Annotated in this window: 25 protein-coding genes; 12 read left to right on the top strand and 13 right to left on the bottom strand. The window is 71.9% G+C overall.

Annotated elements, in window-relative coordinates:
- Positions 1-80: 80 nt before the first annotated feature.
- On the top strand, positions 81-866 hold the full coding sequence (locus STRBO_RS0114310; RefSeq protein ID WP_005477602.1) for a hypothetical protein: 786 nt from the start codon (positions 81-83) through the stop codon (positions 864-866).
- A gap of 89 nt (positions 867-955) precedes the next feature.
- Here STRBO_RS0114310 and STRBO_RS40130 read toward each other — a convergent pair whose 3' ends face one another.
- The 4 genes from STRBO_RS40130 to STRBO_RS0114290 all read right to left on the bottom strand — a co-directional run bounded on the left by STRBO_RS40130 (position 956) and on the right by STRBO_RS0114290 (position 3,594).
- Positions 956-1,255 (bottom strand): chaplin family protein, encoded by a 300-nt coding sequence (locus tag STRBO_RS40130; RefSeq protein WP_237547312.1) that lies wholly within the window; start codon positions 1,253-1,255, stop codon positions 956-958.
- A gap of 153 nt (positions 1,256-1,408) precedes the next feature.
- Positions 1,409-1,657: a chaplin ChpE gene (gene chpE, locus STRBO_RS0114300; RefSeq protein WP_020114355.1), complete on the bottom strand. Its 249-nt coding sequence runs from the start codon at positions 1,655-1,657 to the stop codon at positions 1,409-1,411.
- 160 nt (positions 1,658-1,817) lie between these two features.
- Positions 1,818-2,456, bottom strand: a complete 639-nt coding sequence (locus tag STRBO_RS0114295) for a response regulator (RefSeq protein ID WP_020114354.1) — start codon at positions 2,454-2,456, stop codon at positions 1,818-1,820.
- Positions 2,449-3,594 (bottom strand): GAF domain-containing sensor histidine kinase, encoded by a 1,146-nt coding sequence (locus tag STRBO_RS0114290; RefSeq protein ID WP_005477607.1) that lies wholly within the window; start codon positions 3,592-3,594, stop codon positions 2,449-2,451. The genes STRBO_RS0114295 and STRBO_RS0114290 overlap by 8 nt, the downstream gene beginning before the upstream one ends.
- 243 nt (positions 3,595-3,837) lie before the next feature.
- On the opposite strand from STRBO_RS0114290, the gene STRBO_RS0114285 reads away from it, so the two are divergent.
- From STRBO_RS0114285 to STRBO_RS0114275, 3 genes are all read left to right on the top strand, one after another.
- Positions 3,838-4,533, top strand: a complete 696-nt coding sequence (locus STRBO_RS0114285; protein ID WP_028796643.1) for an SDR family NAD(P)-dependent oxidoreductase — start codon at positions 3,838-3,840, stop codon at positions 4,531-4,533.
- Positions 4,530-5,633, top strand: coding sequence for an S-adenosylmethionine:tRNA ribosyltransferase-isomerase (locus tag STRBO_RS0114280; RefSeq protein WP_005477609.1), 1,104 nt, complete (start codon positions 4,530-4,532; stop codon positions 5,631-5,633). Before STRBO_RS0114285 ends, STRBO_RS0114280 begins: the two co-directional genes overlap by 4 nt.
- A gap of 297 nt (positions 5,634-5,930) precedes the next feature.
- Positions 5,931-6,596, top strand: coding sequence for a transglycosylase SLT domain-containing protein (locus STRBO_RS0114275; RefSeq protein ID WP_005477610.1), 666 nt, complete (start codon positions 5,931-5,933; stop codon positions 6,594-6,596).
- Positions 6,597-6,687: 91 nt separating this feature from the next.
- Here STRBO_RS0114275 and STRBO_RS0114270 read toward each other — a convergent pair whose 3' ends face one another.
- Positions 6,688-9,189, bottom strand: coding sequence for an ABC transporter ATP-binding protein/permease (locus tag STRBO_RS0114270; protein ID WP_005477611.1), 2,502 nt, complete (start codon positions 9,187-9,189; stop codon positions 6,688-6,690).
- A gap of 241 nt (positions 9,190-9,430) precedes the next feature.
- Between STRBO_RS0114270 and STRBO_RS0114265 the strand changes: the two genes are divergently transcribed.
- Both STRBO_RS0114265 and serB read left to right on the top strand, forming a co-directional pair.
- Positions 9,431-11,341, top strand: coding sequence for a streptophobe family protein (locus STRBO_RS0114265; protein ID WP_005477613.1), 1,911 nt, complete (start codon positions 9,431-9,433; stop codon positions 11,339-11,341).
- A gap of 159 nt (positions 11,342-11,500) precedes the next feature.
- A complete protein-coding gene (serB, locus tag STRBO_RS0114260) occupies positions 11,501-12,709 on the top strand; it encodes a phosphoserine phosphatase SerB (protein ID WP_005477616.1) in 1,209 nt (402 codons plus the stop codon).
- Positions 12,710-12,796: 87 nt separating this feature from the next.
- Here the strand turns inward: serB and STRBO_RS0114255 are convergent, their stop codons facing one another.
- The 4 genes from STRBO_RS0114255 to STRBO_RS0114240 form a co-directional block, all read right to left on the bottom strand.
- Positions 12,797-13,315: a SixA phosphatase family protein gene (locus tag STRBO_RS0114255; RefSeq protein WP_005477618.1), complete on the bottom strand. Its 519-nt coding sequence runs from the start codon at positions 13,313-13,315 to the stop codon at positions 12,797-12,799.
- Positions 13,316-13,412: 97 nt separating this feature from the next.
- Positions 13,413-13,631, bottom strand: a complete 219-nt coding sequence (locus STRBO_RS0114250; RefSeq protein WP_005477620.1) for a hypothetical protein — start codon at positions 13,629-13,631, stop codon at positions 13,413-13,415.
- 179 nt (positions 13,632-13,810) lie between these two features.
- Positions 13,811-13,927, bottom strand: a complete 117-nt coding sequence (locus tag STRBO_RS45400) for an SGM_5486 family transporter-associated protein (protein ID WP_005477623.1) — start codon at positions 13,925-13,927, stop codon at positions 13,811-13,813.
- 72 nt (positions 13,928-13,999) lie between these two features.
- Positions 14,000-15,361, bottom strand: a complete 1,362-nt coding sequence (locus tag STRBO_RS0114240) for a CynX/NimT family MFS transporter (RefSeq protein ID WP_005477625.1) — start codon at positions 15,359-15,361, stop codon at positions 14,000-14,002.
- A 70-nt stretch (positions 15,362-15,431) separates the two neighbouring features.
- Here STRBO_RS0114240 and STRBO_RS0114235 point away from each other — a divergent pair, with 70 nt between their 5' ends.
- On the top strand, positions 15,432-16,127 hold the full coding sequence (locus STRBO_RS0114235; RefSeq protein ID WP_005477627.1) for a FadR/GntR family transcriptional regulator: 696 nt from the start codon (positions 15,432-15,434) through the stop codon (positions 16,125-16,127).
- On the opposite strand, the gene STRBO_RS0114230 is transcribed toward STRBO_RS0114235, so the two are convergent.
- The 3 genes from STRBO_RS0114230 to fabG form a co-directional block, all read right to left on the bottom strand.
- The gene (locus STRBO_RS0114230) at positions 16,102-16,452 is read right to left on the bottom strand and encodes a hypothetical protein (RefSeq protein ID WP_005477631.1); all 351 of its coding nucleotides are present in this window, start codon (positions 16,450-16,452) and stop codon (positions 16,102-16,104) included. The two genes, STRBO_RS0114235 and STRBO_RS0114230, sit on opposite strands and share 26 nt — an antisense overlap.
- 180 nt (positions 16,453-16,632) lie before the next feature.
- Positions 16,633-17,400: an enoyl-ACP reductase FabI gene (fabI, locus tag STRBO_RS0114225; protein ID WP_005477633.1), complete on the bottom strand. Its 768-nt coding sequence runs from the start codon at positions 17,398-17,400 to the stop codon at positions 16,633-16,635.
- 5 nt (positions 17,401-17,405) lie between these two features.
- Positions 17,406-18,110 carry a 3-oxoacyl-[acyl-carrier-protein] reductase gene (fabG, locus tag STRBO_RS0114220; protein ID WP_005477635.1) on the bottom strand — a complete coding sequence of 235 codons (705 nt, stop codon included), beginning with the start codon at positions 18,108-18,110 and terminating at the stop codon, positions 17,406-17,408.
- A 252-nt stretch (positions 18,111-18,362) separates the two neighbouring features.
- Here fabG and STRBO_RS0114215 point away from each other — a divergent pair, with 252 nt between their 5' ends.
- From STRBO_RS0114215 to tyrS, 3 genes are read left to right on the top strand one after another with little or no spacing between them, the layout of a single operon-like run.
- Positions 18,363-19,886 (top strand): TldD/PmbA family protein, encoded by a 1,524-nt coding sequence (locus STRBO_RS0114215; protein ID WP_005477637.1) that lies wholly within the window; start codon positions 18,363-18,365, stop codon positions 19,884-19,886.
- Positions 19,883-21,277 (top strand): metallopeptidase TldD-related protein, encoded by a 1,395-nt coding sequence (locus tag STRBO_RS0114210; protein WP_005477639.1) that lies wholly within the window; start codon positions 19,883-19,885, stop codon positions 21,275-21,277. The genes STRBO_RS0114215 and STRBO_RS0114210 overlap by 4 nt, the downstream gene beginning before the upstream one ends.
- 43 nt (positions 21,278-21,320) lie before the next feature.
- Positions 21,321-22,589, top strand: coding sequence for a tyrosine--tRNA ligase (gene tyrS, locus STRBO_RS0114205; protein WP_020114350.1), 1,269 nt, complete (start codon positions 21,321-21,323; stop codon positions 22,587-22,589).
- 86 nt (positions 22,590-22,675) lie between these two features.
- Here tyrS and STRBO_RS0114200 read toward each other — a convergent pair whose 3' ends face one another.
- Entirely contained in the window at positions 22,676-22,957 is a 282-nt protein-coding gene (locus STRBO_RS0114200) for a GlsB/YeaQ/YmgE family stress response membrane protein (protein ID WP_020114349.1), read from the bottom strand.
- A gap of 245 nt (positions 22,958-23,202) precedes the next feature.
- Between STRBO_RS0114200 and STRBO_RS0114195 the strand changes: the two genes are divergently transcribed.
- Both STRBO_RS0114195 and STRBO_RS0114190 read left to right on the top strand, forming a co-directional pair.
- Entirely contained in the window at positions 23,203-23,625 is a 423-nt protein-coding gene (locus tag STRBO_RS0114195) for a DUF3099 domain-containing protein (protein ID WP_020114348.1), read from the top strand.
- 208 nt (positions 23,626-23,833) lie between these two features.
- Positions 23,834-24,073 carry a hypothetical protein gene (locus tag STRBO_RS0114190; protein WP_005477648.1) on the top strand — a complete coding sequence of 80 codons (240 nt, stop codon included), beginning with the start codon at positions 23,834-23,836 and terminating at the stop codon, positions 24,071-24,073.
- The last annotated feature ends 2 nt before the right edge of the window (positions 24,074-24,075 follow it).

Below are 24,075 nucleotides of genomic sequence, written 5' to 3'. Positions count from 1 at the left end.
CCGGGTGGGCGCAGCCCTCAGGGAAATCTACGCCACCGGTCGGGCCGTCCATCCCCTCGGTCGGTCCTTAGGGTGGGGGCATGCTCTCGGAACCGCGCTCAGGACGCCTTGCCGCATGGGGAAATGCCCTTCTTGCCGGACTTGTCTCGCCGGATGACGCGGTCCTCGCGATCGTCGGTGAGGACGCGGTGCACCGGGTGGAGGGGCTGCCCGGCGAGTTGGGTCCGGTCGGGCTGACGCTCGCGCTGGGGCGGTTGCGGGCCCTCGGGGTGAGCGGGCTGCGCATCGCGCTGCCCGCGGCGGGGCATCCACTGGGGCTGAGCGGGCCACCGGAGTTCAACAAGCGGGCGCTGGAGGCGAAGGAGGCGGTCGTCTGCCACGGGGGTGCGGTGGGGCTGGTGCCGGAGGTGTACGAGGCCGGGCCCGCCGGTGACGAGCACGTGGAGGTCGTCTGGCACTGCCTGGCGGTGCGGGAGGCCCCGCCGGCCGACGTGCCGTCCCTCGGGGAGGCCGAGCGGGAGCTGGCGGAGGCGTTGCGGGACGCCACCGCCGTGCTGTCCCGGCTGGACATCGCGGCGTCCGGGCCGGTGGCCGAGGCGGCGATCGACGCGTACCGGGCGCGGGCCGAGCGGGGACGGGAGGTGTTGGCTCCCGGGTATCCGCCGCGTGCGGTACGGGTGCTGGAGCTGGCGCAGCGCGTGGGGCTGCTGGTCTCGGTGGCCTTCGAGCACGGGGACGGCGGGGCCGTGAGCGCCTCGGAGATGGCCTCGCGGGCGGACGCGCTGCGGCCGGTGGAGCGGACGGCTCGGCGGGCGCAGGTGGCGGCGTACAACGCGTTCGTGGAGGAGCGGGAGCGGGGGCGGTAGGCGGCGGGCCCCGACCGGGTGGGGCGGCGCAGCCGAAGGCCCCGCGAACCCGGCAGGTTCGCGGGACCCCGGTGGGAGCGCGGGGGTGGTCAGGGGTCGACCGTGACATTGCCGAACGTCGGGTTGAGCGCGGCAACGAGGTCGGCACCGAGGCCGGTGACCGTGACGGGGACGTCGACGGGGACCTGGACGACGAGGCCGGAGGCGACGCCCTGGGAACCGACGGCCGCGCTGTCGGCCGACGAGTCGGCGACGGCGGCGCCGGACGAGGCGGCCGCGGCGAGATAGGCGGCGGTCACGGTCAGGGCGGCCTTCTTGGAGAAGTTCGTGAGCCGCGCTCCTCCTGCGTCGTACGGGTCCGACCCGCACACGGATCGTGCGCCGGCCAACGCGGGCGCCCTGGCACGGACGGGCAGGGGGAACCGCCCGTTCGGCGCGTCAAGACGGCAGGACGGCTGGGGAACAGGATGGGGCGGCAGTCTGACCGGCCTCCCAGGAGCGCCTGGAAGGCCGGTGGTCACTGGTGCTCCGGGGCGGGAACGTCAGTGGTTGACACCCAGGTTGCCGAAGGCCGGGTTCAGGACACCGATGACGTTCACGCTGTTGCCGACCGCGTTCACCGGGATGTGGACCGGGGCCTGGATGACGTTGCCCGAGACGACGCCCGGCGAGCCGATGGCCTTGCCGTCGGCGTGCGCCCCGCCGTCGGTGGCGGAGGCCATGCCGGCACCGGCGGCGACGAGGCCACCGGCCACCATCGTGACAGCGGCGGCCTTCTTCAGGTTCTTCACGTTGAGCCCTTCTTTGCGATCACTGCGGCGGTCGCACACAGCACGCACTGAAGAACGGCGGGGCTCCCCCGAGGATGCGCCACCCGAGGGACATACACCCGACAGTATGAATCTCAGTCCGGAGTGGAACCCTCCATGTTGCCGGACAATCCGTACATCATCAGGTCACACCGTGGCGCACCGCCCACAGCGCGGCCTGGGTGCGGTCCGCCAGGTCGAGTTTCATCAGGATGTTCGAGACGTGGGTCTTGACCGTCTTCTCGGAGAGCACCAGCGCGCGGGCGATCTCGCGGTTGGAGCGCCCGTCGGCTATCAGACCGAGCACCTCGCGCTCCCGCTCGGTGAGGGAACCGCCCCTGCCCTGGCCCGAGTTGGCCCCCTCCTGCGACAGCAGCGCGTCGGCGACCTCCGGCTGCAGGAGGATGTGCCCGGCGTGCACCGAGCGGATGGCACCGGCGAGGGCGTCGGGGTCCACGTCCTTGTAGACGTACCCGGCGGCGCCGGCGCGCAGGGCCGGGACGACCGTGCGCTGTTCGGTGAAGCTGGTGACGATGAGCACGCGTGCGGGGTTGGCGAGTTCGCGGAGTTTGCGCAGGGCGTCGACGCCGTCCATGCCCGGCATCTTGACGTCCATGAGGACGACATCGGGCCGGAGTTCCTCGGCGCGGGCGACTCCCTCGGCGCCGTCGGCGGCCTCTCCCACGACCTCTATGTCGTCCTGCACCTCCAGGAAGGTGCGCAGGCCGCGTCGGACCACCTGGTGGTCGTCGACGAGCAGCACCTTGATTGTCTCAGCCACCGGGGACCTCCATCTCGATCGTGGTGCCCTTTCCGGGCGCCGATTCCACGGTCAGCCGGCCGCCGACGCCGCTCGCCCGGTCGCGCATCGAGACCAGGCCGAGATGGCGTCCCTGGCGGCGCACGATCTGGGTGTCGAAGCCCACGCCGTCGTCCGTGACCCGTAGGACGGCCCCGCCGCCGTGGCGGTCGAGGGTGACGTCGACCCGCTCGGCTCCCGAGTGCCGCAGGGCGTTGTGCAGGGCTTCCTGGGCGACGCGCAGCATGGCCTCCTCCTGTGCGGCGGGCAGCGCGCGGGCGCCGCGGCCGGAGAAGGTGACACGGGCGCTGTGGGCACGGTCCAGGACGTGGATCTGGGTGCGCAGGGTGGCGGCGAGGCCGTCCTCGTCGAGCCCGGCGGGGCGCAGCTCGACGACGGCGGCGCGCAGCTCGTCCACGGCCTCGGCGGCGAGGGCGGCGACCTGCTGGAGTTCGCCCTTGGCACGGGAGGGGTCGCGGTCGACCAAGGTGGCGGCGGCCTGGGCGGTCAGGCGCAGGGAGAACAGCTTCTGGCTGACGGCGTCGTGGAGTTCGTGCGCGAGCCGGGAGCGCTCCTCGGCGATGGTCAGCTCGCGGCTGCGCTCGTAGAGGCGGGCGTTGGTCAGGGCGATCGCGGCGTGCTGGGCGAGGATCGACAGCAGGTCCTCGTCCTCCTCGGTGAAGCCGCAGCCGCCCTCGGGCCTCGGGCAGCGTTTGTTGGCGAGGAAGAGGGCGCCGATGACCTCGTCGCCGTCGCGGATGGGCAGGCCCAGGAAGTCGACGAGGTCGGGGTGCGCGCTCGGCCAGCCCTCGAAGCGCGGGTCCTTGCGGACGTCGGCGAGGCGCTCGGGGGCGGCCTCGTGGAGCATGGCGGCGAGGATGCCGTGCTGGCGCGGGAGGGGGCCGATGGCCTTCCACTGGGCGTCGCTGACGCCGTCGACGACGAACTGGGCGAAGCCGCCGTGGTCGTCGGGGACGCCGAGCGCCGCGTACTCCGCGTCGAGCAGTTCGCGCGCGGAGGCGACGATCGTCTTGAGGACGTCGCGCACCTCCAGGTGCCTGCTCATGGCCAGCAGCGCGGAGCTGACCGCGGCGAGGCCGGACCGTGGACGGTGACTCATGAACTCACCGTACCGGCGGGGTCCGACACCGCGGATCGGGCCGGTGGGGGTCTCCTCCGGGCCCTTGGACCTAGGCCGGGGGCCTACGACCGGACCTAGGACCGCGGGTCCGCCCGGCGGCCTAGGGCAAAGGGCCCCGGCGGTCTGCGGCCCGCGTACGAGGCGGCGGGGGCGGTCCCGTTCCTACGTTGGGATCACCGCCGCCCGGGTCGGGTGGCGGCCGAGGACGAGGGGACGGATGTCATGCCCGTAGCGATCATCACGGGGGCTTCGAAGGGGCTGGGCCGGGCGCTGGGCGCGGCGCTGGCGGAGCGCGGGTGGGATCTGGTGCTGGACGCCAGGACCGCCGGGGCCCTGAAGGAGGCGGCGGCGGAGCTGTCGGCGTACGGAACACGGGTGGAGGCGTTGCCGGGGGACGTCACCGACGCCGGGCACCGGGCCGCGCTGACGGCGGCGGCGCGGGAGCTGGGCGGGGTCGACCTGCTGGTGAACAACGCGAGCGCGCTGGGCGCCGAGCCGCTGGTACGGCTGGAGGAGCTGGCCCTGGACGGGCTGCGGCGGGCCCTGGAGGTCAATGTGGTCGCGGCGCTGGGGCTGGTGCAGGAGGCGCTGCCGCTGCTGCGGGCCTCCGGGGCGGGCGCGGTGATCGGCGTCAGTTCCGACGCGGCGGCCGAGGCGTACGGGACGTGGGGCGGGTACGGGGCCTCGAAGGCGGCGCTGGACCGGATGTCGGCGGTGCTGGCCGTGGAGGAACCGGGGCTGCGGGTGTGGGCCGTCGATCCCGGGGACATGGGCACGGACCTGTACGCCGCGGCCGTACCGGACGACGACGAGCCGCGGCCCGGTCCGGGGAGCGTGGTCCCGGCGTTCCTGCGGTTGCTGGACGAGCGGCCGGTCAGCGGCCGGTACGGGGCACGGTCCCTGCTGGAGGGGCGATGAGCACGGTGGCGGTGGGCGTCCCGGAGGAGCTGCACGCGCGCGTGCCCGCCGAGCAGCGCGGGCCGGGTCTGGACCGGGACGGCGTACGGCTGCTGGTCTCGTGCGGTACGCGGGTGTCGCACCACGCGTTCGCGGCGCTGCCGGGGCTGCTGAGGGCGGGAGACCTGCTGGTGGTCAACACCTCGCCGACGCTGGCGGCGGCGGTGGACGGGACGGTGGGACACGCGCGCGTGGTGGTGCATTTCTCCACGCGGGGCGACGACGGGCGGTGGGCCGTCGAGCTGCGGGATCCGGACGGACGCGGCACCACGCGCGCGCGTGCGGGCGGGCCGGCGGGGACGGAGGTGGTTCTGCCGGGGGGTGCGCGGCTGGTCCTGGAGGAGCCGCTGAGCGCGCGGGGCGAGCGGCTGTGGTGGGCCCGGGTGTCCGCACCGGACGTCGCGGGGGTGCTGCGGGAGCACGGGCGGCCCATCCGCTACTCCTACACGGAGCGGGACCAGCCGCTCTCGGTGTACCAGACGGTGTTCGCGCTGCCGTCGCGGGACGGGGCGGGGTCCGCGGAGATGCCGAGTGCGGGGCGGCCGTTCACGGCGCGGCTGGTGGCGGAGCTGGTGAGTCGGGGGGTGCAGTTCGCGCCGGTCACGCTGCACACCGGGGTGGCGTCGGCGGAGGCGCACGAGCCGCCGTACCCGGAGCGGTTCGCGGTGCCGGAGGCGTCGGCGCGGCTGATCAACGCGGCGCGGGCGAACGGGGGGAGACGGCCGGGCGGGCGGGTGGTCGCGGTGGGGACGACGGCGGTGCGGGCGGTGGAGTCGGCCACCGGGCCCGACGGTGTCGTACGGGCCCGGCGCGGCTGGACGGACCTGGTGGTGACCCCGGAGCGCGGGGTGCGGGTGGTGGACGGGCTGCTGACGGGGCTGCACGAGCCGGAGGCCTCGCATCTGCTGATGCTGGAGGCGGTCGCCGGGCGGGCGGCGGTCGACCGCTCGTACGAGGCGGCGGCCGAGGGGCGTTACCTGTGGCACGAGTTCGGGGACGTGCACCTCATCCTGCCGGAGGAGACCCCTCACGCAGAGCATTGCGCCAGCAACTGCCGGTGAGCTTGCCGCCCGGGCCCTGTGAGCCCGCCCATAGGGTGCGCATCACGTACGAAGCTCCCTAGTTGAGGTATAAGGGTGGTTTGAGCGGGAAGGACGGGTTGTTCTGTCCCGTTTTGCCCTTTCCGTTTCTACTAAGCGGCATCGTACGTCACACCTTTGCCACACGATTTTGCGGCCGCTAAGAATTGCTGCTGTCGCTCGACGCCGCGGGTCGCCCCGCGGCGTTTGTGCCGGAACTGCAAGGTCCCCACCCGGCACGAGAGCGATCTCCGCGCTATTCGAAGAGGTCCCTCACACATGCTCAAGAACGCCAAGAACCCCGGCCGCAGTCTCGCGCTGACCAAGACCCACAAGCTCTCGCTCGCCGGAACGGCCGCCTTCGGTGCCGCCGCCCTCGCGTTCTCGCTGGTGCCGGCCGAGGCTCAGACCGCCACGCAGACCGTGTCCGCGGCTCCGGCGGCGTTCAGCCAGAACCCGGCGCAGGCCGTGAAGGCCAGCGTCACCGACCAGGCCTCCGACGCCGACAAGAAGGCCGCCGCGGCCGCCGCGAAGAAGAAGGCCGACCAGGAGCGCGCCAAGAAGGAGGCCGCGAGCCGGTCCGCCCAGCGCGCGAAGATCGCCAAGGCCGCCGTGAAGTCCTACCCGAACAACCTCGACGGCTGGATCCGCGAGGCGCTCGACATCATGAAGAAGCACAAGATCCCGGGCACCTACAACGGCCTGCACAAGAACATCATGCGGGAGTCCTCGGGCAACCCGAACGCCATCAACGACTGGGACATCAACGCCATCAACGGCGTCCCGTCGATCGGTCTGCTGCAGGTCATCAAGCCGACCTTCGACGCCTACCACGTCCCGGGCACCGCCAAGAGCCAGTACGACCCGGTGGCCAACCTGACGGCCGCCGCGAACTACGCCGCCGACCGCTACGGCTCGATCGACAACGTCAACAGCGCGTACTGAGGTCGGCGCGGACCTCTGAGAACGTGGAAGGGCGGCACCCTGTGCGGGTGCCGCCCCTCGTACGTCCGTGCCCGGCCCGTGGGCCCCGGAGCTACTTGCGCATGACCTCCGGCTCGTGGCGGCGCAGGAAGCGGGCCACGAGGAACCCGCACATCACGCCGAGCACGATCAGAGCGATCATGTCGAGGCTGTAGGCGCCGACCGTGTGGTTCCACAGCGGGTCGGTGTCGCCGGCCTCCTTGGGCGGACTGATGTTGTTGAAGTCCAGCGTGGCTCCGGCGGCGGCGACCGCCCAGCGCGACGGCATCAGGTACGAGAACTCGTTGACACCCGGGCTGCCGTGCAGGGCGAAGAGGCAGCCGGTGAAGACGACCTGGACGATCGCGAACATCACCAGCAGCGGCATCGTCTTCTCGGCGGTCTTCACCAGCGAGGAGATGACCAGGCCGAACATCATGGAGGTGAAGCCGAGCCCCATGATCGGGATCGACAGTTCGAGCATGACGGCGACCTTGCCCTCGCCGAAGATCAGGGCCTCGTCCGGGATCGTCCGGCTGGAGAACCCGATCGCGCCGACCATGGCGCCCTGGAACACGGTGACCGCGCCCAGGACGATCACCTTGGACATCAGGTACGCCGAGCGGGACAGGCCGGTGGCCCGCTCCCGCTCGTAGATCACGCGTTCCTTGATCAGCTCTCGGACCGAGTTGGCGGCGCCCGCGAAGCACGCGCCGACCGCGAGGATGAGCAGCACCGTGGTGGCCGTGCCGTTCGGGATGGGCAGGCCGGTCGCCTTGTTCACCCCCCGCACCAGCAGGTCCTTGTCCGGGTCGATGAGCAGGCTCACCGCGCCGAGCACGGCCGGCAGGATCACCGTCAGCGCCAGGAAGCCCTTGTCGGACACGATGACGGAGACGTAGCGCCGGACCAGGGTGCCGAGCTGGGAGAGCCAGCCCTGCGGCTTCGGCGGGCGCATCGACTGCGGGGGCGGCATGTGCACCGACTGCGGGGCGACGGCGTCGATGTCCGCGGCGTACATCTGGTAGTGCTGCGAGCCCTTCCAGCGGCCCGCCCAGTCGTAGTCGCGGTAGTTCTCGAAGGCGGAGAAGACGTCGGCCCAGGTCTCGTAGCCGAAGAAGTTCAGGGCCTCCTCGGGCGGACCGAAGTACGCCACCGAGCCGCCCGGCGCCATCACCAGCAGCTTGTCGCAGATCGCCAGCTCGGCGACCGAGTGGGTGACCACCAGGACCGTACGGCCGTCGTCGGCGAGGCCGCGCAGCAGCTGCATGACGTCACGGTCCATGCCCGGGTCGAGGCCGGAGGTCGGCTCGTCCAGGAAGATCAGCGACGGCTTGGTCAGCAGCTCCAGGGCGACCGAGACGCGCTTGCGCTGGCCGCCGGAGAGCGAGGTGACCTTCTTGTCCTTGTGGATGTCGAGCTTCAGCTCGCGCAGCACCTCGTCGATGCGGGCGTCACGCTCGGCGGCCGTGGTGTCGGCCGGGAAGCGCAGCTTGGCCGCGTACTTGAGGGCCTTCTTGACGGTCAGCTCCTTGTGCAGGATGTCGTCCTGCGGGACCAGACCGATGCGCTGCCGCAGCTCGGCGAACTGCTTGTACAGGTTCCGGTTGTCGTAGAGGACGTCACCCTGGTTGGCCGGGCGGTAGCCCGTGAGCGCCTTCAGCAGGGTGGACTTGCCGGAGCCCGAGGGGCCGATGACCGCGATGAGCGACTTCTCCGGGACACCGAAGGAGACGTCCTTCAGGATCTGCTTGCCGCCGTCGACGGTGACCGTCAGATGGCGCGCGGAGAAGGAGACGTCACCGGTGTCGACGAACTCTTCCAGGCGGTCGCCGACGATACGGAACGTCGAGTGGCCGACGCCCACGATGTCGTTCGGGCCGAGGAGGGCCGTGCCGCCCTTGGCGATCGGCATACCGTTGACGAACGTGCCGTTGTGCGAGCCGAGGTCGCGGATCTCGAAGCGCCCGTCGGGCGTCGCGTGGAACTCGGCGTGGTTGCGCGAGACCTGCAGGTCGGAGACGACCAGTTCGTTCTCCAGGGCACGGCCGATGCGCATGACGCGGCCGAGCGAGAGATGGTGGAACGTGGTCGGGCTGCGGTCGCCGTAGACCGGCGGCGCCCCCGCGCCACCACCGGGGCCCTGCTGGTGCGGGACCTGTGCCTGCGGCTGCTGCCAGCCCGCCTGCGGCGCCTGCTGCTGCGGGGCCTGCTGGCCGGCGTATCCGGCGTTCGCGCCCTGCGCCGCGTACGGCTGCTGCTGGGGCTGCGCGACGGACGCGGCACTGCCGGAGAGGTTGAGTCTCGGGCCGTCGGTCGCGTTGCCCAGGTGCACGGCCGAACCGGGGCCGATCTCCAGCTGGTGGATCCGCTGCCCCTGCGCGAAGGTGCCGTTGGTGCTGCCGTGGTCCTCGATCACCCAACCACGGCCGCTGAAGCTGATCGTGGCGTGACGCCAGGACACCCTGGCGTCGTCGAACACGATGTCTCCCTGCGGATCACGTCCGAGGGTGTATGCCCTGGACGGATCGAGCGTCCAGGTTTGTCCGTTCAATTCCAGTACGAGTTCCGGCACTCCATGCCCCACTGAGTTGTCCCCCGATTTACCCCCATCACAGGGAGTCTAGGGATGTCGAACATCGGGGGGAACTATTTCAGGCTCGGCCCCCTGACCGAAAGTCGGGCCTTGTGAAGAGTGCGTACGGGGGTATCGGCCGGTCCCGTTGACGGGGTTGAAACCGGGCCGGAGAGTGGTAATCCCACGCGAGAGGGACATCGGCGGCGCAACGCCGCGATGCGGATCGGGGGGGTCCGACATGAGCGACCGGAATCTCGGCCGAGGCGGCGGCGTGCCGTGGGGGGACGTACTGTTCTCCGCGATCGCCGCCGTGAGTTGGGCGTTGATCGGCATGGCGGGTACGGCGGCGCTGGGCCTGCACCTGCTGGAGGCCGACACGGCGGGCGAACTCGGTCCCATGACCGCGGCGGTCGTGGCGCTGGGGGCAGGTGGGACGGTGACCCCGTCCGGCGACGTGTCCGCCTTCGGCCTGGAAGGAGCCCAGGCCACCACCGCCATCGACATCGCGCCACTGGGTGTCGGCCTGGTGGGAGCGCTCCTGCTGGCCTGGTTCTTCCTGCGGTCCCTGCGGGGCGCGGGACTTGTGATCTCCCCCGGCGAACTCCTCGCGCGGGTGGGCACGGTGCTCGCCCTCTTCGTGGCGCTGATGGGCGGGCTGGCCTGGGCCGGGAACGCCGTCGTGACCCTGGACGGAACCCGGCTGGGGCTCGACGGACAACTGCCCGGCGGCGGTGCCCTCGACGACGTGGAGATCCCGGGGCTCGGTGCCATCGGGGACATCGGCGGCGGTCTGCTGCCGGACCGGCTCGGCGACCTGGCCGACGCGCAGGCCAAGGTCGGCTTCACCGTCGACACCGTGCCGACCCTGCTCGGCGGCCTGACCTGGTGCCTGGGCGTGCTGCTCATCGCCCTGCTGGCCTCGCGCCGCACCCCCCTGCCGTCCGCCCTGGACGCCCTGCACCGCGTCGTACGGCCCGCCGTGTCCGCCGTGGTCTCCGTGCTGCTGGTGGCGGTCCTGGCCGGGCTCGCGGCGGCGGCGTACGCGGCGATCGGCGACCCCCACCCCCGGCGGATCGCCGGCGCGGCCCTCCTCGGCGCGCCCAACGGCGTCTGGCTCGGTGTCCCCCTCGGCCTCCTCGTCCCCTGGGACGGCAGGGCCACCGGCGCGCTGGCCGACCTCCTGCCCGACCCGCTCGACGACCTGCTGAGCATCGACACGAGCGAACCCGTCACGCTCGGCCGCCTCGCCGAACTGGACGACAGGGTCTGGCTGTTGGGCCTCGCTGCCGCGCTGATGATGGTGTACGCGGGGGTCCTGACCGCCGTACGTACGCCTTTCGTACGGCGGTCCACTGCCGCCGCTGCCGGGGGCGGACCCGGTGCGGATGCACGGGGCGCGGGCACGCTCGGTTTCGTGGGGCGCTGCGCTCTTCGGCTGGGCCTCGCGACGGCGGTGGCGCTGCCGCTGCTGGTACGGCTGACGGAGGTGTCGGTGGACGCCTCGCTCGGTCTGTTCGGCATCGACGCGTTCGACGCGGGCATCGAGCTGCGCGGGCGGGCGGTGACGGCTCTGCTGCTGGGCGCGCTGTGGGGGGCGGGTGCGGGGGCCGTCGGGGCGCTGCTGGCGTGCGGGACGCGGGCCGCCGGGTTGCGGGCCTCGCCGTGGGCACGGGGGGACGCGGACGGCCTCCGGCCGGCGCCCGCCGGGGCCCACGGGACCACGGCCGCGGATTCCTCCTCGGGACCGTACACGCCGGGCATGCCGTACCGGCCGCCGAACCCGGACACCAATCCGTATCTGCGGCTGCCGGACGAGCTGCGCAGGGCGCAGTCGCCGGGGGCCCCGGACTCACGGGAGCCCCGGGGGGCGCCGCCGGATGTGTACGGGGCGCCGACGGTCGTGCGGCGGTTCACGCCTCCGCCGCGACGGCCGGGGCAGCAGCCCGGGTCCGGGTCGGGATCGGGGCCGGGGCCGGGGCCGGGGTCAGGGTCGGGGCCGGGGTCGGGGCCGGGGTCAGGGTCGGGGCCGGGGCCGGGGCCGGGGCCGGGGTCAGGGTCGAGCGTCTGGCCGGCTCCGCCGCCGCCACCGGAGGCGGGGCCGCCACCACCGCCACCACCGCCGCCTCCGCGCGGGCCCCGGGGGCGGTGAGCCACCGGGGACGGGGGTGGACAGGGGTGATCCAAGGGGGCTCTCCGGGGCGTCGTACACGGTCCGGGTGCGCTTCAGCCACCGGTAACCCAGTGTTCTCCGTCCGCTGGGCGGACCTCAGGGGCGAAGGCGCGGGGGGCCGGATACGGTTGGCACATCATGAGCGCTTCGCAGACCTCCTCTGACGTCCCCACTCTCCTCGTCAAGATCTTCGGCAAGGACCGGCCGGGCATCACCGCCGGACTGTTCGACACCCTCGCCGCGTACTCCGTCGACGTCGTCGACATCGAGCAGGTCGTCACCCGTGGCCGGATCGTGCTGTGCGCGCTCGTGACCGAGCCGCCCGCCGGGCAGGAGGGCGACCTGCGGGCGACCGTCCACAGCTGGGCGGAGTCGATGAAGATGCAGGCGGAGATCATCTCCGGCAAGGGCGACAACCGGCCGCGCGGCCTCGGCCGCTCCCACGTGACCGTGCTGGGCCATCCGCTGACCGCCGAGTCCACCGCCCGCATCGCCGCCCGGATCACGGCGACCGGCGGCAACATCGACCGTATCTTCCGGCTCGCCAAGTACCCGGTGACCGCCGTCGAGTTCGCGGTCTCCGGTACGGAACCCGAGACCCTGCGGACCGCGCTGGTCACCGAGTCGGTGGCCCTCGGCGTGGACGTCGCCGTGGTCGCGGCGGGCCTGCACCGGCGGGCGCAGCGGCTGGTGGTCATGGACGTGGACTCCACCCTCATCCAGGACGAGGTGATCGAGCTCTTCGCCGCGCACGCCGGGTGCGAGAAGGAGGTCGCCGAGGTGACCGAGGCCGCGATGCGGGGCGAGCTGGACTTCGAGCAGTCGCTGCACGCGCGTGTGGCGCTGCTGGAGGGGCTCGACGCCTCGGTGGTGGAGAAGGTGCGCAGCGAGGTACGGCTCACGCCGGGGGCGCGCACGCTGATCCGCACGCTGAAGCGGCTGGGCTTCCAAGTCGGTGTCGTCTCGGGCGGGTTCACGCAGGTCACGGACGACCTCAAGGAGCGGCTGGGGCTCGACTTCGCGCAGGCCAACACGCTGGAGATCGTCGACGGCAAGCTCACCGGCAGGGTGGTCGGCGAGATCGTGGACCGCGCGGGCAAGGCCCGGCTGCTGCGCCGGTTCGCCGCCGAGGCGGGGGTGCCGCTGTCCCAGACCGTGGCGATCGGCGACGGCGCCAACGACCTCGACATGCTGAACGCGGCCGGTCTGGGCGTCGCCTTCAACGCCAAGCCGGTCGTCCGCCAGGCCGCGCACACCGCGGTGAACTTCCCCTTCCTCGACACCGTGCTGTACCTGCTCGGGGTGACCCGCGAAGAGGTCGAGGCGGCGGACACGCACAGCGAGTAGCGGGGGCGTACGCACGGCGAAGGCCCGGCACCGAAGCGGTGCCGGGCCTCGGCCGTACCGGGTGCCGGTGGGGTCGCGCGGGCGGGGTTATTCCGTCGGCGCCCAGTAGTCGGCCAGCGTGGTGGCGCCCGGCTCCAGGCTCTTCCAGACGCCCTCGAAGGAGAGCACGGCGAAAGCGGCGGCCGGGAACCCGTGACGGTTCATGCGCGCGCGGGTGTCGCCCTCGGAGCTGCCCGCGAGTATGTCGGCGAGGCCTTGGATCCCGGGGTTGTGACCGATCAGGACGATGTTGCGCATGTCGTCCGGGCTCTCGTTGAGCAGGGCGATCAGCTCGCCGGGCGAGGCCTCGTAGATCCGCTCCTCATAGACCGTTTTCGGCCGCTCGGGCAGTTCGTGGACGGCCAGCTTCCAGGTCTCGCGGGTCCTGACGGCGGTGGAGCAGAGGGCAAGGTCGAGAGGGATACCGGAGTCGGCCAGCTTGCGCCCGGCGACGGCGGCGTCCATGCGGCCCCGGTCGGCGAGCGGCCGCTCGTGGTCGGAGACCTGCGGCCAGTCGGCCTTCGCATGCCGGAAGAGGATGATCCTGCGGGGTTCTGCGACGCTCATGAGTCCCAGCTTCGCACGAAACAGGCCATGGGGCGCTGGGAGTTGAAGTGCGGGTACCCGGCACCCGTACATGTGCTTCCGATGGGCTGGTCACTCGTCACTGCGCGTGGCCCGCCAGCGCCTGCCGTATGAGCTCCAGCAGGCGGGAGATCGCGGGATCTCCGCCGGCCGCCTGGGCCTGAGCGGGGTCGAGGATCAGCAGCAGGAGGGTGACGAAGCCGAGCGCCGGCAGGGCGACCGCCCACCAGGGCAGCCGGATGCCGGCACCGGCCGCGGGTGCCGCCGGGTGGGGCCGGGTGTGTGTACGGGCCGACATGCCGCCTCCGTGGTCCGAGAGTCCTCGTGGCCCGGTCCTCCGTGGGCCCTCGCGGGTCCCCTGCGGCCACATCTCGAACTTACGGACTGCGGGCGCCCCGGCCCATCCGGTGATCCACCCACTTCACCCTGAGACCGACCCCCTAGGGGACGGGGGGTTTTCCCCACCCCCCGGCGGGGTCACGGTGACGCGATGGCCGCGATGATCCCGATGACGACGAAGATGGCGAGGAACGAGCCGAAGACCAGGAGCATCTTCTTCTGGCCGTTCTGGGGGTTCGGGTCGAGCACTGGCATGCTGCCAGTCTCGCACCCCCACCCCCTGCCGGAGTCGCCGGGGCCCCTGCCGGGGCCGGCCCGGGGGCCGGGTCAGCGGGCCGCCTCGTCCTCGACGACCCGGTCCCGGCCCGCCAGGACGCCCACCGCCATCTGCGGCAGCATGAGGGCGGCCATGAGGCCGAGGGGCAGGCCCCAGCCGCCGCTGTGCTGGTAGAGGACGCCCACGAGGAGTGGGCCGGGGATCGAGATCAGGTACCCCGTGCTCTGCGCGAAGGCGGACAGCCTGGCCACGCCCGCTCCGGTCCTGGCCCGCATGCCGACCATGGTGAGCGCCAGCGGGAAGGAGCAGTTGGCGATGCCGATCAGCACCGCCCAGGCCCAGGCGCCCTCGGCCGGGGCGGCGTAGAGCCCGCCGTATCCGAGGAGCCCGCAGACGCCCAGGACGATCACGATGGGGCCCTGGCGGGGCAGCCGGGTGGCGAGCCGGGGGATCACGAAGGCCAGCGGTACGCCCATCACCATCGTGACCGCCAGCAGCAGCCCCGCCCGGCCGGCCGGGAGCCCCGCGTCCCGGAAGATCTGGGCCATCCACCCCATCGTGATGTAGGCGGCGGTCGCCTGGAGCCCGAAGAACACGGCGAGCGCCCAGGCCGTACGGCTCCGGGTGATCCTCGGGGCGGGCTCCTCCTCACGCGCGGGAGCCGGCCCGGCCGAGCGCGGGGCGCGGTCCCGGACGAAGGGCAGCCAGGGCAGCACGGCCGCCGCCGCGAGGCCCGCCCACACCGCGAGCCCGGTCTGCCAACTCCCGCCCAGGGCCGCCGTCATGGGCACGGTGACGGCCGCGGCGGACGCGGTGCCGAGGGCGAGGGCCATGGAGTAGAGGCCCGTCATGGAGCCGACCCGGTCCGGGAACCAGCGCTTGACGATGACCGGCATCAGGACGTTGCTGACGGCGATGCCCATCAGGGCGAGGGCGCTCGCGGCCACGAATCCGGCCGTACCGCCGGCGTACGGCCGCAGCAGCAGCCCGCCGGCGATCGCGGCCATGCCGGCGCAGACGACGGCGGCCGGGCCGAACCGGCGGGCGAGACGGGGTGCCATGACGCCGAAGGCGGCGAAGCAGAGCGGCGGCACGGAGGTGAGCAGTCCGGCGACGCTGCCGCTCATGCCGAGCCCGGCGCGCACCTCTTCGAGCAGGGCGCCGAGGCTGGTGATGGCGGGGCGGAGGTTGAGGGCCGTGAGGACGATGCCCACGACGACCAGTCGCGTCGTCCACGCGCGCGTGCCCCGCGCCGGGCGTCCGGACGCGAACCCTCCGGGCGCGGGACCAACGGAACCCGCAGAACGTACGGAACCCACGGAACCCACGGAACGCACGGAACGCACGGACATCGTCCGTCCACGTGTCGACGCCGACGTCGAAGTCTCCTCGCTCACCATGACACCCATCATAGAATCATAGGATGATTGGTTGTCCAGGGCCCGGCCGCTCCCGGTCGGCCCGCACATGCGAAGGTGTGCCATGCCGCTGAGCCATCCCCGCCGATCGGCGCTGTCCGAGCAGGTCATCGCCGCCCTGCGGAACCAGATCACCTCGGGCGAGTGGCCGGTCGGCTCCCGCATCCCCACCGAGCCCGAACTGGTCGAGGAGCTGGGCGTCGCCCGGAACACGGTCCGCGAGGCCGTCCGCGCGCTCGCCCACAACGGCCTGCTGGACATCCGTCAGGGCTCCGGCACCTATGTCGTCGCGACCAGCGAACTCGCGGGCGTGATGCACCGCCGCTTCGCGGACGCCGACCCGACCCACATCGCCGAGCTGCGCTCCGCCCTGGAGTCGAACGCCGCCAAGCTGGCCGCCGAGCGGCGCACGGACAAGGACCTCAAGCAGCTGGACGCGCTTCTCGCCCGCCGTGAGGAGGCATGGTCGTCGGGCGACACGGAGGCCTTCGTGACCGCCGACGCGACCTTCCACATGGCGGTCGTGGCCGCGTCCCACAACGACGTCGTCACGGCGGTCTACGCGGACCTGGGCGAGGTGTTGCGGGACTGGCTGCGCGGCGACGTGGGCGAGGAGCTGACCCCGGAGACGTACATGGACCACGCCCGCCTGGTGGACGCGATCCGCGCGGGCGACGCCGGCACCGCGGCGGCGGAGGCGGCCGGCTACCCCTTCCACTGCCGCCCGGGCCGGGTCAGCCCTCCACCCGCTGGTGGCTGAACCACACCGAGCGGACTTCCTTCCAGCAGCGCCCGGCGAGCCGTACCGTCTGCGCCGGTCCCGCCGCGACCGCGGCACTGTCGCTGTCGATGTCCCACCACCGCGCGCACTCGATGTGCAGCCGGACGCGGTCGACGGCCACATAGGGGTTGTAGCAGTGCGCGATCACCCGGGAGCCGGTGACGGTGCTGCGGCAGGCCGCTCCGAAGGGGTCGGGCCGGTCGGCCGGATGCGCGTCGGCCGTGTTCGCGTCGGACGGCAGCGCGGGGACGAGGGCCAGGGCGAGGGCGAGGACCGCTGGGGCGATGCTGCGGAAGACGCGCACAAGGGGACCTCCTCAGGCCGAGCGGCTGAGCGGTGTACGTCCAGCGTGCGCGGCGCAGGGCCCCGGCGCCCCGCCGGATGAGCCGAACGAGTGATCGTCCCCGCGAAGAGGAGTACGGCGAGGGCGCGCACCCGAATGGATGCGCGCCCCTCATGCACCGGTGGAGCCCGGTCGGCAGTGCTACGCGCCGATCGCGTGCAGCCCGCCGTCCACGTGGATGATCTCGCCGGTGGTCTTCGGGAACCAGTCGCTCAGGAGCGCGACGACACCGCGGCCGGCCGGCTCGGGGTCCTTGAGGTCCCACTCCAGCGGCGAACGGTCGTCCCACACGGCGGCCAGCTCGCCGAAGCCCGGGATGGACTTGGCGGCCATGGAGGCGAGGGGGCCGGCGGAGACGAGGTTGCAGCGGATGTTCTGCTTGCCCAGGTCGCGGGCGACGTAACGGCTGGTGGCCTCCAGGGCGGCCTTGGCCGGTCCCATCCAGTCGTACTGCGGCCAGGCGAACTTGGCGTCGAAGGTGAGGCCGACGACCGAGCCGCCGTTCTGCATCAGCGGCAGGCAGGCCATGGTCAGCGACTTCAGGGAGTACGCCGAGACGTGCATCGCGGTGGCGACGGACTCGAACGGCGTGTTCAGGAAGTTGCCGCCGAGGGCGTCCTGCGGGGCGAAGCCGATGGAGTGGACGACGCCGTCGAGGCCGCCCAGCTCCTCGCCGACGATGTCGGCCAGCCGCCCGAGGTGCTCGTCGTTGGTGACGTCCAGCTCGATGACCTTGGTCGGCTTGGGGAGCTTCCTGGCGATGCGCTCGGTCAGCGTGGGCCGCGGGAACGCGGTCAGGATGATCTCGGCGCCCTGCTCCTGGGCCAGCTTGGCGGTGTGGAAGGCGATGGAGGACTCCATCAGCACACCGGTGATCAGGACGCGCTTGCCTTCGAGGATTCCGCTCATGGTGATCAGTGACCCATTCCCAGTCCGCCGTCTACGGGGATGACGGCTCCAGTGATGTACGAGGCGTCGTCCGAGGCGAGGAACCGCACCGTCGCGGCGATCTCCTCGGGCTGCGCGTACCGGCCGAGCGGCACCTGCTTCACGATGCCCGCGCGCTGCTCGTCGGTGAGCGCCTTGGTCATGTCGGTGTCGACGAAGCCGGGGGCGACGACGTTGAAGGTGATGTCGCGCGAACCCAGCTCACGGGCGAGGGAGCGCGCGAAGCCGACCAGGGCGGCCTTGGAGGCGGCGTAGTTGGCCTGCCCGGGCGAGCCGTAGAGGCCCACGACCGAGGAGATGAGGACGACGCGGCCCTTCTTGGCACGCAGCATGCCGCGGTTGGCTCGCTTGACGACGCGGAAGGTGCCCGTGAGGTTGGTGTCGATGACCGAGGTGAAGTCCTCCTCGGACATGCGCATCAGGAGCTGGTCCTTGGTGACGCCCGCGTTGGCGATCAGGACCTCCACGGGGCCGTGCTGGGCCTCGATCTCCTTGTAGGCCTGCTCCACCTGCTCGGAGTCGGTGATGTCGCACTTGACGGCCAGGTAGCCTGCCGGCGGCTCCCCCGAGCGGTACGTGATGGCGACCTTGTCGCCGGCGTCGGCGAACGCGCGGGCGATGGCGAGGCCGATGCCCCGGTTGCCTCCGGTGACGAGAACCGAGCGGCTCAACGGATCACCCTTTCCTTAGCGGTCGGAACGCCTGCCAGCATGGCTGGACGGTAGGCGCCTTCCCCGAAAACCTATCGGTCCGGTCCGCCGGGTGGGCATTCGAGCTGTGACAGTGGCTCGGGGACGGCGCTGTGGGGTCCCTACAGAATGTGCGGTGTCCGCAGGCGCAAAGATGTGGTCCACGTGCCTGCGGGCGCGACATGATCGGACTCGACAGGTCACGACAACCGCTCGGCAACAGGGAGACCTTCGGTGCCTCATTCCATCGACGAAGCCTTCACGGCACTACCGCTGAGGGCACTGGCCGACGCCGCGCTCGCCCGCGCGCGTGCTCTCGGCGCCGATCACGCGGACTTCCGGTTCGAGCGGGTGCGCAGCGCGTCCTGGCGGCTGCGGGACGCGAAGCCGGCCGGGTCGTCGGACACGACGGACCTCGGGTACGCGGTGCGGGTGGTGCACGGCGGGACCTGGGGGTTCGCGTCCGGGGTGGACCTGACGATGGACGCCGCCGCCAAGGTCGCCTCGCAGGCCGTGGCGATGGCCAAGCTGTCCGCGCAGGTCATCAAGGCCGCCGGGTCGGACGAGCGGGTCGAGCTGGCCGACGAGCCCGTGCACGCGGAGAAGACCTGGATCTCCGCGTACGGGATCGATCCGTTCACCGTCCCCGACGAGCAGAAGACCGCGCTGCTCACCGAGTGGAGCACGCGGCTGCTGGCGGCCGACGGGATCAACCATGTGGACGCCTCGCTGCTCACTGTGCACGAGAACAAGTTCTACGCCGACACCGCCGGGACGGTGACCACCCAGCAGCGCGTACGGCTGCACCCGTCGCTGACGGCCGTGTCGGTCGACGAGTCCAGCGGTGAGTTCGACTCGATGCGGACCCTGGCGCCGCCGGTCGGGCGCGGCTGGGAGTACCTGACGGGCACCGGCTGGGACTGGGACGACGAGCTGGCGCGGATCCCGGAACTGCTCACCGAGAAGATGCGGGCGCCGAGCGTCGAGTCGGGCGTCTACGACCTGGTGGTCGACCCCTCGAACCTGTGGCTGACCATCCACGAGTCCATCGGTCACGCCACCGAGCTGGACCGCGCGCTCGGCTACGAGGCCGCGTACGCCGGCACGTCCTTCGCCACCTTCGACAGGCTCGGCAAGCTGCGCTACGGCTCCGAGCTGATGAACGTCACCGGTGACCGCACCGCCGAGCACGGCCTGGCGACCATCGGGTACGACGACGAGGGCGTGGCGGGCCAGAGCTGGGACCTGGTGAAGGACGGCACCCTCGTCGGATACCAACTGGACCGGCGGATCGCCAGGTTGACCGGTCTCGGCCGCTCCAACGGCTGCGCGTACGCCGACTCCCCCGGACATGTGCCGGTGCAGCGCATGGCCAATGTGTCCCTGCGGCCGGACCCGGCCGGGATGTCCACCGAGGATCTGATCGGCGGGGTCGACCGGGGGATCTACGTCGTCGGGGACCGGTCGTGGTCCATCGACATGCAGCGGTACAACTTCCAGTTCACCGGGCAGCGGTTCTTCAGGATCGAGAACGGCCGGATCACCGGTCAGCTGCGGGACGTCGCGTACCAGGCGACGACGACCGACTTCTGGGGGTCCATGGCGGCCGTCGGCGGGCCGCAGACCTACGTCCTGGGCGGTGCCTTCAACTGTGGGAAGGCCCAGCCGGGCCAGGTCGCCGCGGTGTCGCACGGCTGCCCGTCGGCCCTCTTCAAGGGAGTCAACATTCTCAACACCACACAGGAGGCCGGTCGATGAGCGCCCGTACCAACAAGCCGCACGAGATCGTCGAGCGGGCCCTCGCGCTGTCCCGGGCCGACGGCTGTGTGGTGATCGCCGACGAGTACTCGACGGCGAACCTGCGGTGGGCGGGCAACGCGCTGACCACGAACGGGGTCACCCGGGGCCGGTCGGTGACCGTGGTCGCCACCGTCGACGGCAAGGAGGGCACCGCCTCGGGGGTGGTGTCGCGGTCCGCCGTCACCGCCGAGGAGCTGGAGCCGCTGGTGCGGGCCGCCGAGGCCGCCGCGCGGGGCGCCGGGCCCGCCGAGGACGCCCAGCCGCTGGTCACGGGCGTGGCGCACTCCCCCGACTTCACGGACGCGCCCGCCGAGACCTCCTCCGCCGTGTTCGCCGACTTCGCGCCGGCACTCGGGGAGTCGTTCGCCCGCGCGCGTGCGGGCGGCCGGGAGCTGTACGGTTTCGCCAACCACGAGCTGGTGTCGAGCTACCTCGGTACGTCCACGGGGCTGCGCCTGCGCCACGACCAGCCGAACGGGACGCTGGAGCTGAACGCCAAGTCCCCGGACCGCAAGCGCTCGGCCTGGGCGGGGCGCTCCACCCGGGACTTCAAGGACGTCGACCCGGCGGCCCTGGACGCCGAGCTGGCCCTGCGGCTGGGCTGGGCCGAGCGGCGGGTGCCGCTGCCGGCCGGCCGGTACGAGACCCTGCTGCCGCCGACAGCCGTCTCCGACCTGCTGATCTACCAGATGTGGTCGGCGTCGGCGCGGGACGCGGCCGAGGGCCGGACGGTGTTCAGCAGGCCCGGTGGCGGCACGCGGATCGGCGAGCGGCTGACCGACCTGCCGCTGACCCTGCGCAGCGACCCGAACGAGCCGGGCCTGGAGTCCGCGCCCTTCGTGCTGGCCCACTCCTCCGGTGGCGACAGCTCGGTGTTCGACAACGGCCTGCCGCTGCGGGAGACCGAGTGGATCAGCGGGGGTGAGATCGCGAACCTGCCGACCACCCGGCACAGCGCGGGCCTGACCGGGCTGCCGGTGGTGCCCACGATCGGCAACCTGATCCTGGACGGCGGCGAGGACCGCTCCCTGGAGGAGATGGTCGCCGGCACCCGGCGCGGGCTGCTGCTGACCTGCCTGTGGTACATCCGTGAGGTCGATCCGGCGACGCTGCTGCTGACCGGGCTGACCCGGGACGGCGTCTACCTCGTGGAGAACGGCGAGGTCACGGGCGAGGTCAACAACTTCCGGTTCAACGAGTCGCCGGTGGACCTGCTCGGCCGGGCCACCGAGGCCGGGCGCACGGAGAAGACGCTGCCGCGCGAGTGGAGCGACTACTTCACCAGGGCCGCGATGCCCGCGCTGCGGGTGCCGGATTTCAATATGAGTTCTGTCAGCCAGGGCGTATAACCTCGTACCCGATGACCAGCTCAATCAAGGAGACATGAGAACCGTGACGGACATCGTCGACGAGCTGAAGTGGCGGGGGCTGTTCTCCCTGTCCACCGACGAGGACGCTTTGCGCAAGGCGCTCGCGGACGGTCCCGTCACGTTCTATTGCGGTTACGACCCGACCGCGCCGTCCCTGCACGTCGGACACCTGGTGCAGGTGCTCACCATGCGCCGGCTCCAGCAGGCCGGGCACCGGCCGCTGGCGCTGGTCGGCGGGGCGACGGGCCTGATCGGCGACCCCCGCCCGACGGCGGAGCGCACGCTGAACGACCCGGAGACGGTCGCGGGCTGGGTCGGCAGGCTGCGTGCCCAGATCGAGCCGTTCCTCTCCTTCGAGGGTGAGAACGCGGCCGTCATGGTCAACAACCTCGACTGGACCGAGGGCCTGTCCGCCATCGAGTTCCTGCGGGACATCGGCAAGCACTTCCGCGTCAACAAGATGCTGGCGAAGGACTCCGTGGCCCGTCGGCTGCAGTCCGACCAGGGCATCAGCTACACCGAGTTCAGCTACCAGATCCTCCAGGGCATGGACTTCCTGCAGCTCTACCGCAGGTACGGCTGCACCCTCCAGCAGGGCGGCAGCGACCAGTGGGGCAACCTCACGGCCGGTCTGGACCTGATCCACCGGCTGGAGCCCGGCGTACAGGCGCACGCGCTGGCCACTCCGCTGATGACCAAGGCGGACGGCACCAAGTTCGGCAAGACCGAGGGCGGCGCCGTCTGGCTCGACCCGGAGATGACGACGCCGTACGCGTTCTACCAGTTCTGGCTGAACGTGGACGACCGGGACATCAGCGGGTACATGCGCATCCTGTCCTTCAAGTCCCGTGCGGAGCTGGAGGAGCTGGAGCGTCAGACGCAGGAGCGGCCGCAGGCGCGGGCCGCGCAGCGGGCGCTGGCCGAGGAGCTGACGACGCTGGTGCACGGGGCGGAGCAGACGGCCGCCGTGATCGCCGCGTCCCGTGCCCTCTTCGGTCAGGGGGAGCTGGCGGAGCTGAGCGAGAAGACGCTGGCCGCGGCGCTGTCCGAGCTGCCGCACGCGAAGGTGCCCGAGCTGGCGCCGGTCGTGGATCTCCTCGCGGAGGTCGGTCTGGTGCCGAGCAAGTCCGCGGGGCGGCGGACCGTGAAGGAGGGCGGGGCCTACGTGAACAACGTGAAGGTCACCGCCGAGGACGCCGTGCCGGCGTCCGAGGATCTCCTTCACGGGCGGTGGCTGGTGTTGCGCCGCGGCAAGAAGAACCTGGCCGCGGTCGAGGTGACCGGGGCCTAGGCGCCGTAGGGGCGTGGGGTGTCGGGCGAGTGCCGCGCGGTCGTGGTCGCTCGCGGGTTCCTCGCGCCCCTTGCGGCCCCTGGGGCTCAGGTCGTCCGCTGCTTCCGCTTGCCCAGGGTCGCCATGTAGGCCATGTCGCCGAACGCCACGATGACGATCGCGGCGACCAGTTGGAAGATGTGGCGGCTCCAGTCGATCCCGGCGGTCTCCTCGACCCCGAAGCCGCGTGCGATCGCGTTGCCGATGACGGCCCCCAGCATGCCGAAGATCGTCGTCAGCCAGAGCGGGCTGTGCTGCTTGCCCGGCAGGATGGCCTTGGCCAGCAGGCCCAGGATGAATCCCACGATGATCGCCCACAACCAGCCCATGGCTGCCTCCTCGTACGGCTCGACGTGAGCAGTACGCCCAGTGTCGGCCCGCCCGCGATACGCCGCATGTCGGGCACGGCCGTACGCGCCGCGGCGCATTTCCTCCACTCCCGGCCCAGGGTGCCCCGGTCTCGTAGACGTCGCAGGCGCGGCGTACCGTGGAACGTGTCCGGACCGCGTTCCGTGTGGCGGCGCGGGCGGGCACGGGCCGGGGAGCGTCCGATACAGGCGGGTGGTGGAGCGTGATGCGGAAGCAGGGAAGCGTCGAGGTCTTCCGGATCACGGGCGCCCGGCAGGGTCTCACCGACGACGTCCGCGCCCGGCAGCGTCGCTACATCATCTCGATGTCCGTCCGTACCCTCGCGGTGATCGCCGCCGCGGTGCTCTGGAACGTCGAACGGCACGTCGCGGTCGTGGCACTGGTGCTCGGCGGGGTGCTGCCGTACGTGGCCGTGGTGATCGCCAACGCCGGGCGGGAGAACGCGCCCTCGCTGCCGTCCACCTTCGTCCACGCACCGACGCGTCCGATGATCACGCCGCCGCAGGGGACGGACGCCGCGTCCTCGGCCGGTTCCGGGGCCGGGCGGCGCTTCGCGGAATCCGTCCCGGAGGACGTCGCGGCCGATCCCGCGGGCGGCGTTCGCGGTGAGTCGCGCGAGCGGTTCTGAGCGTCGGGGGTCCGCAAGAAGCGGAATCCGGCCACCCGCCAAGCTCAAGAAATGCTCAGATCAATCATGAAGTTCCTGTGCCGGGCAGAGGCACACCCGTGACATACTTCGTACGCGCTCCGCATCCCCCGTCGGAGCGACAGACCGACGCCGGGCAGCTCCCCCCGTGGCTGCTCGGCGTCGCCTTTTGTGCGGCTAGGGTCGACCTGTGAACATCCTCGACGTCCCCGGTTCCGACCCGTCCTCCCCCATCTGTTCGGCCAAGGGCTGCCGGGCCGACGCGGTCTGGGTGCTGGCCTGGAACAACCCGAAGCTGCACACGCCCGAGCGTCGCAAGACCTGGCTCGCGTGCGACGAGCACCGGGAGCATCTCTCGCAGTTCCTGGGTGTGCGGGGGTTCCTGAAGGACGTCGTGAAGCTGGACGAGTGGGAGGCCCCGGCGCCGTAGAG

This window comes from Streptomyces bottropensis ATCC 25435, from assembly GCF_000383595.1.
In the GTDB taxonomy this organism is placed as follows: Bacteria; Actinomycetota; Actinomycetes; order Streptomycetales; family Streptomycetaceae; genus Streptomyces; species Streptomyces bottropensis.
This window is presented reverse-complemented; position numbering and strand designations above follow the sequence as displayed.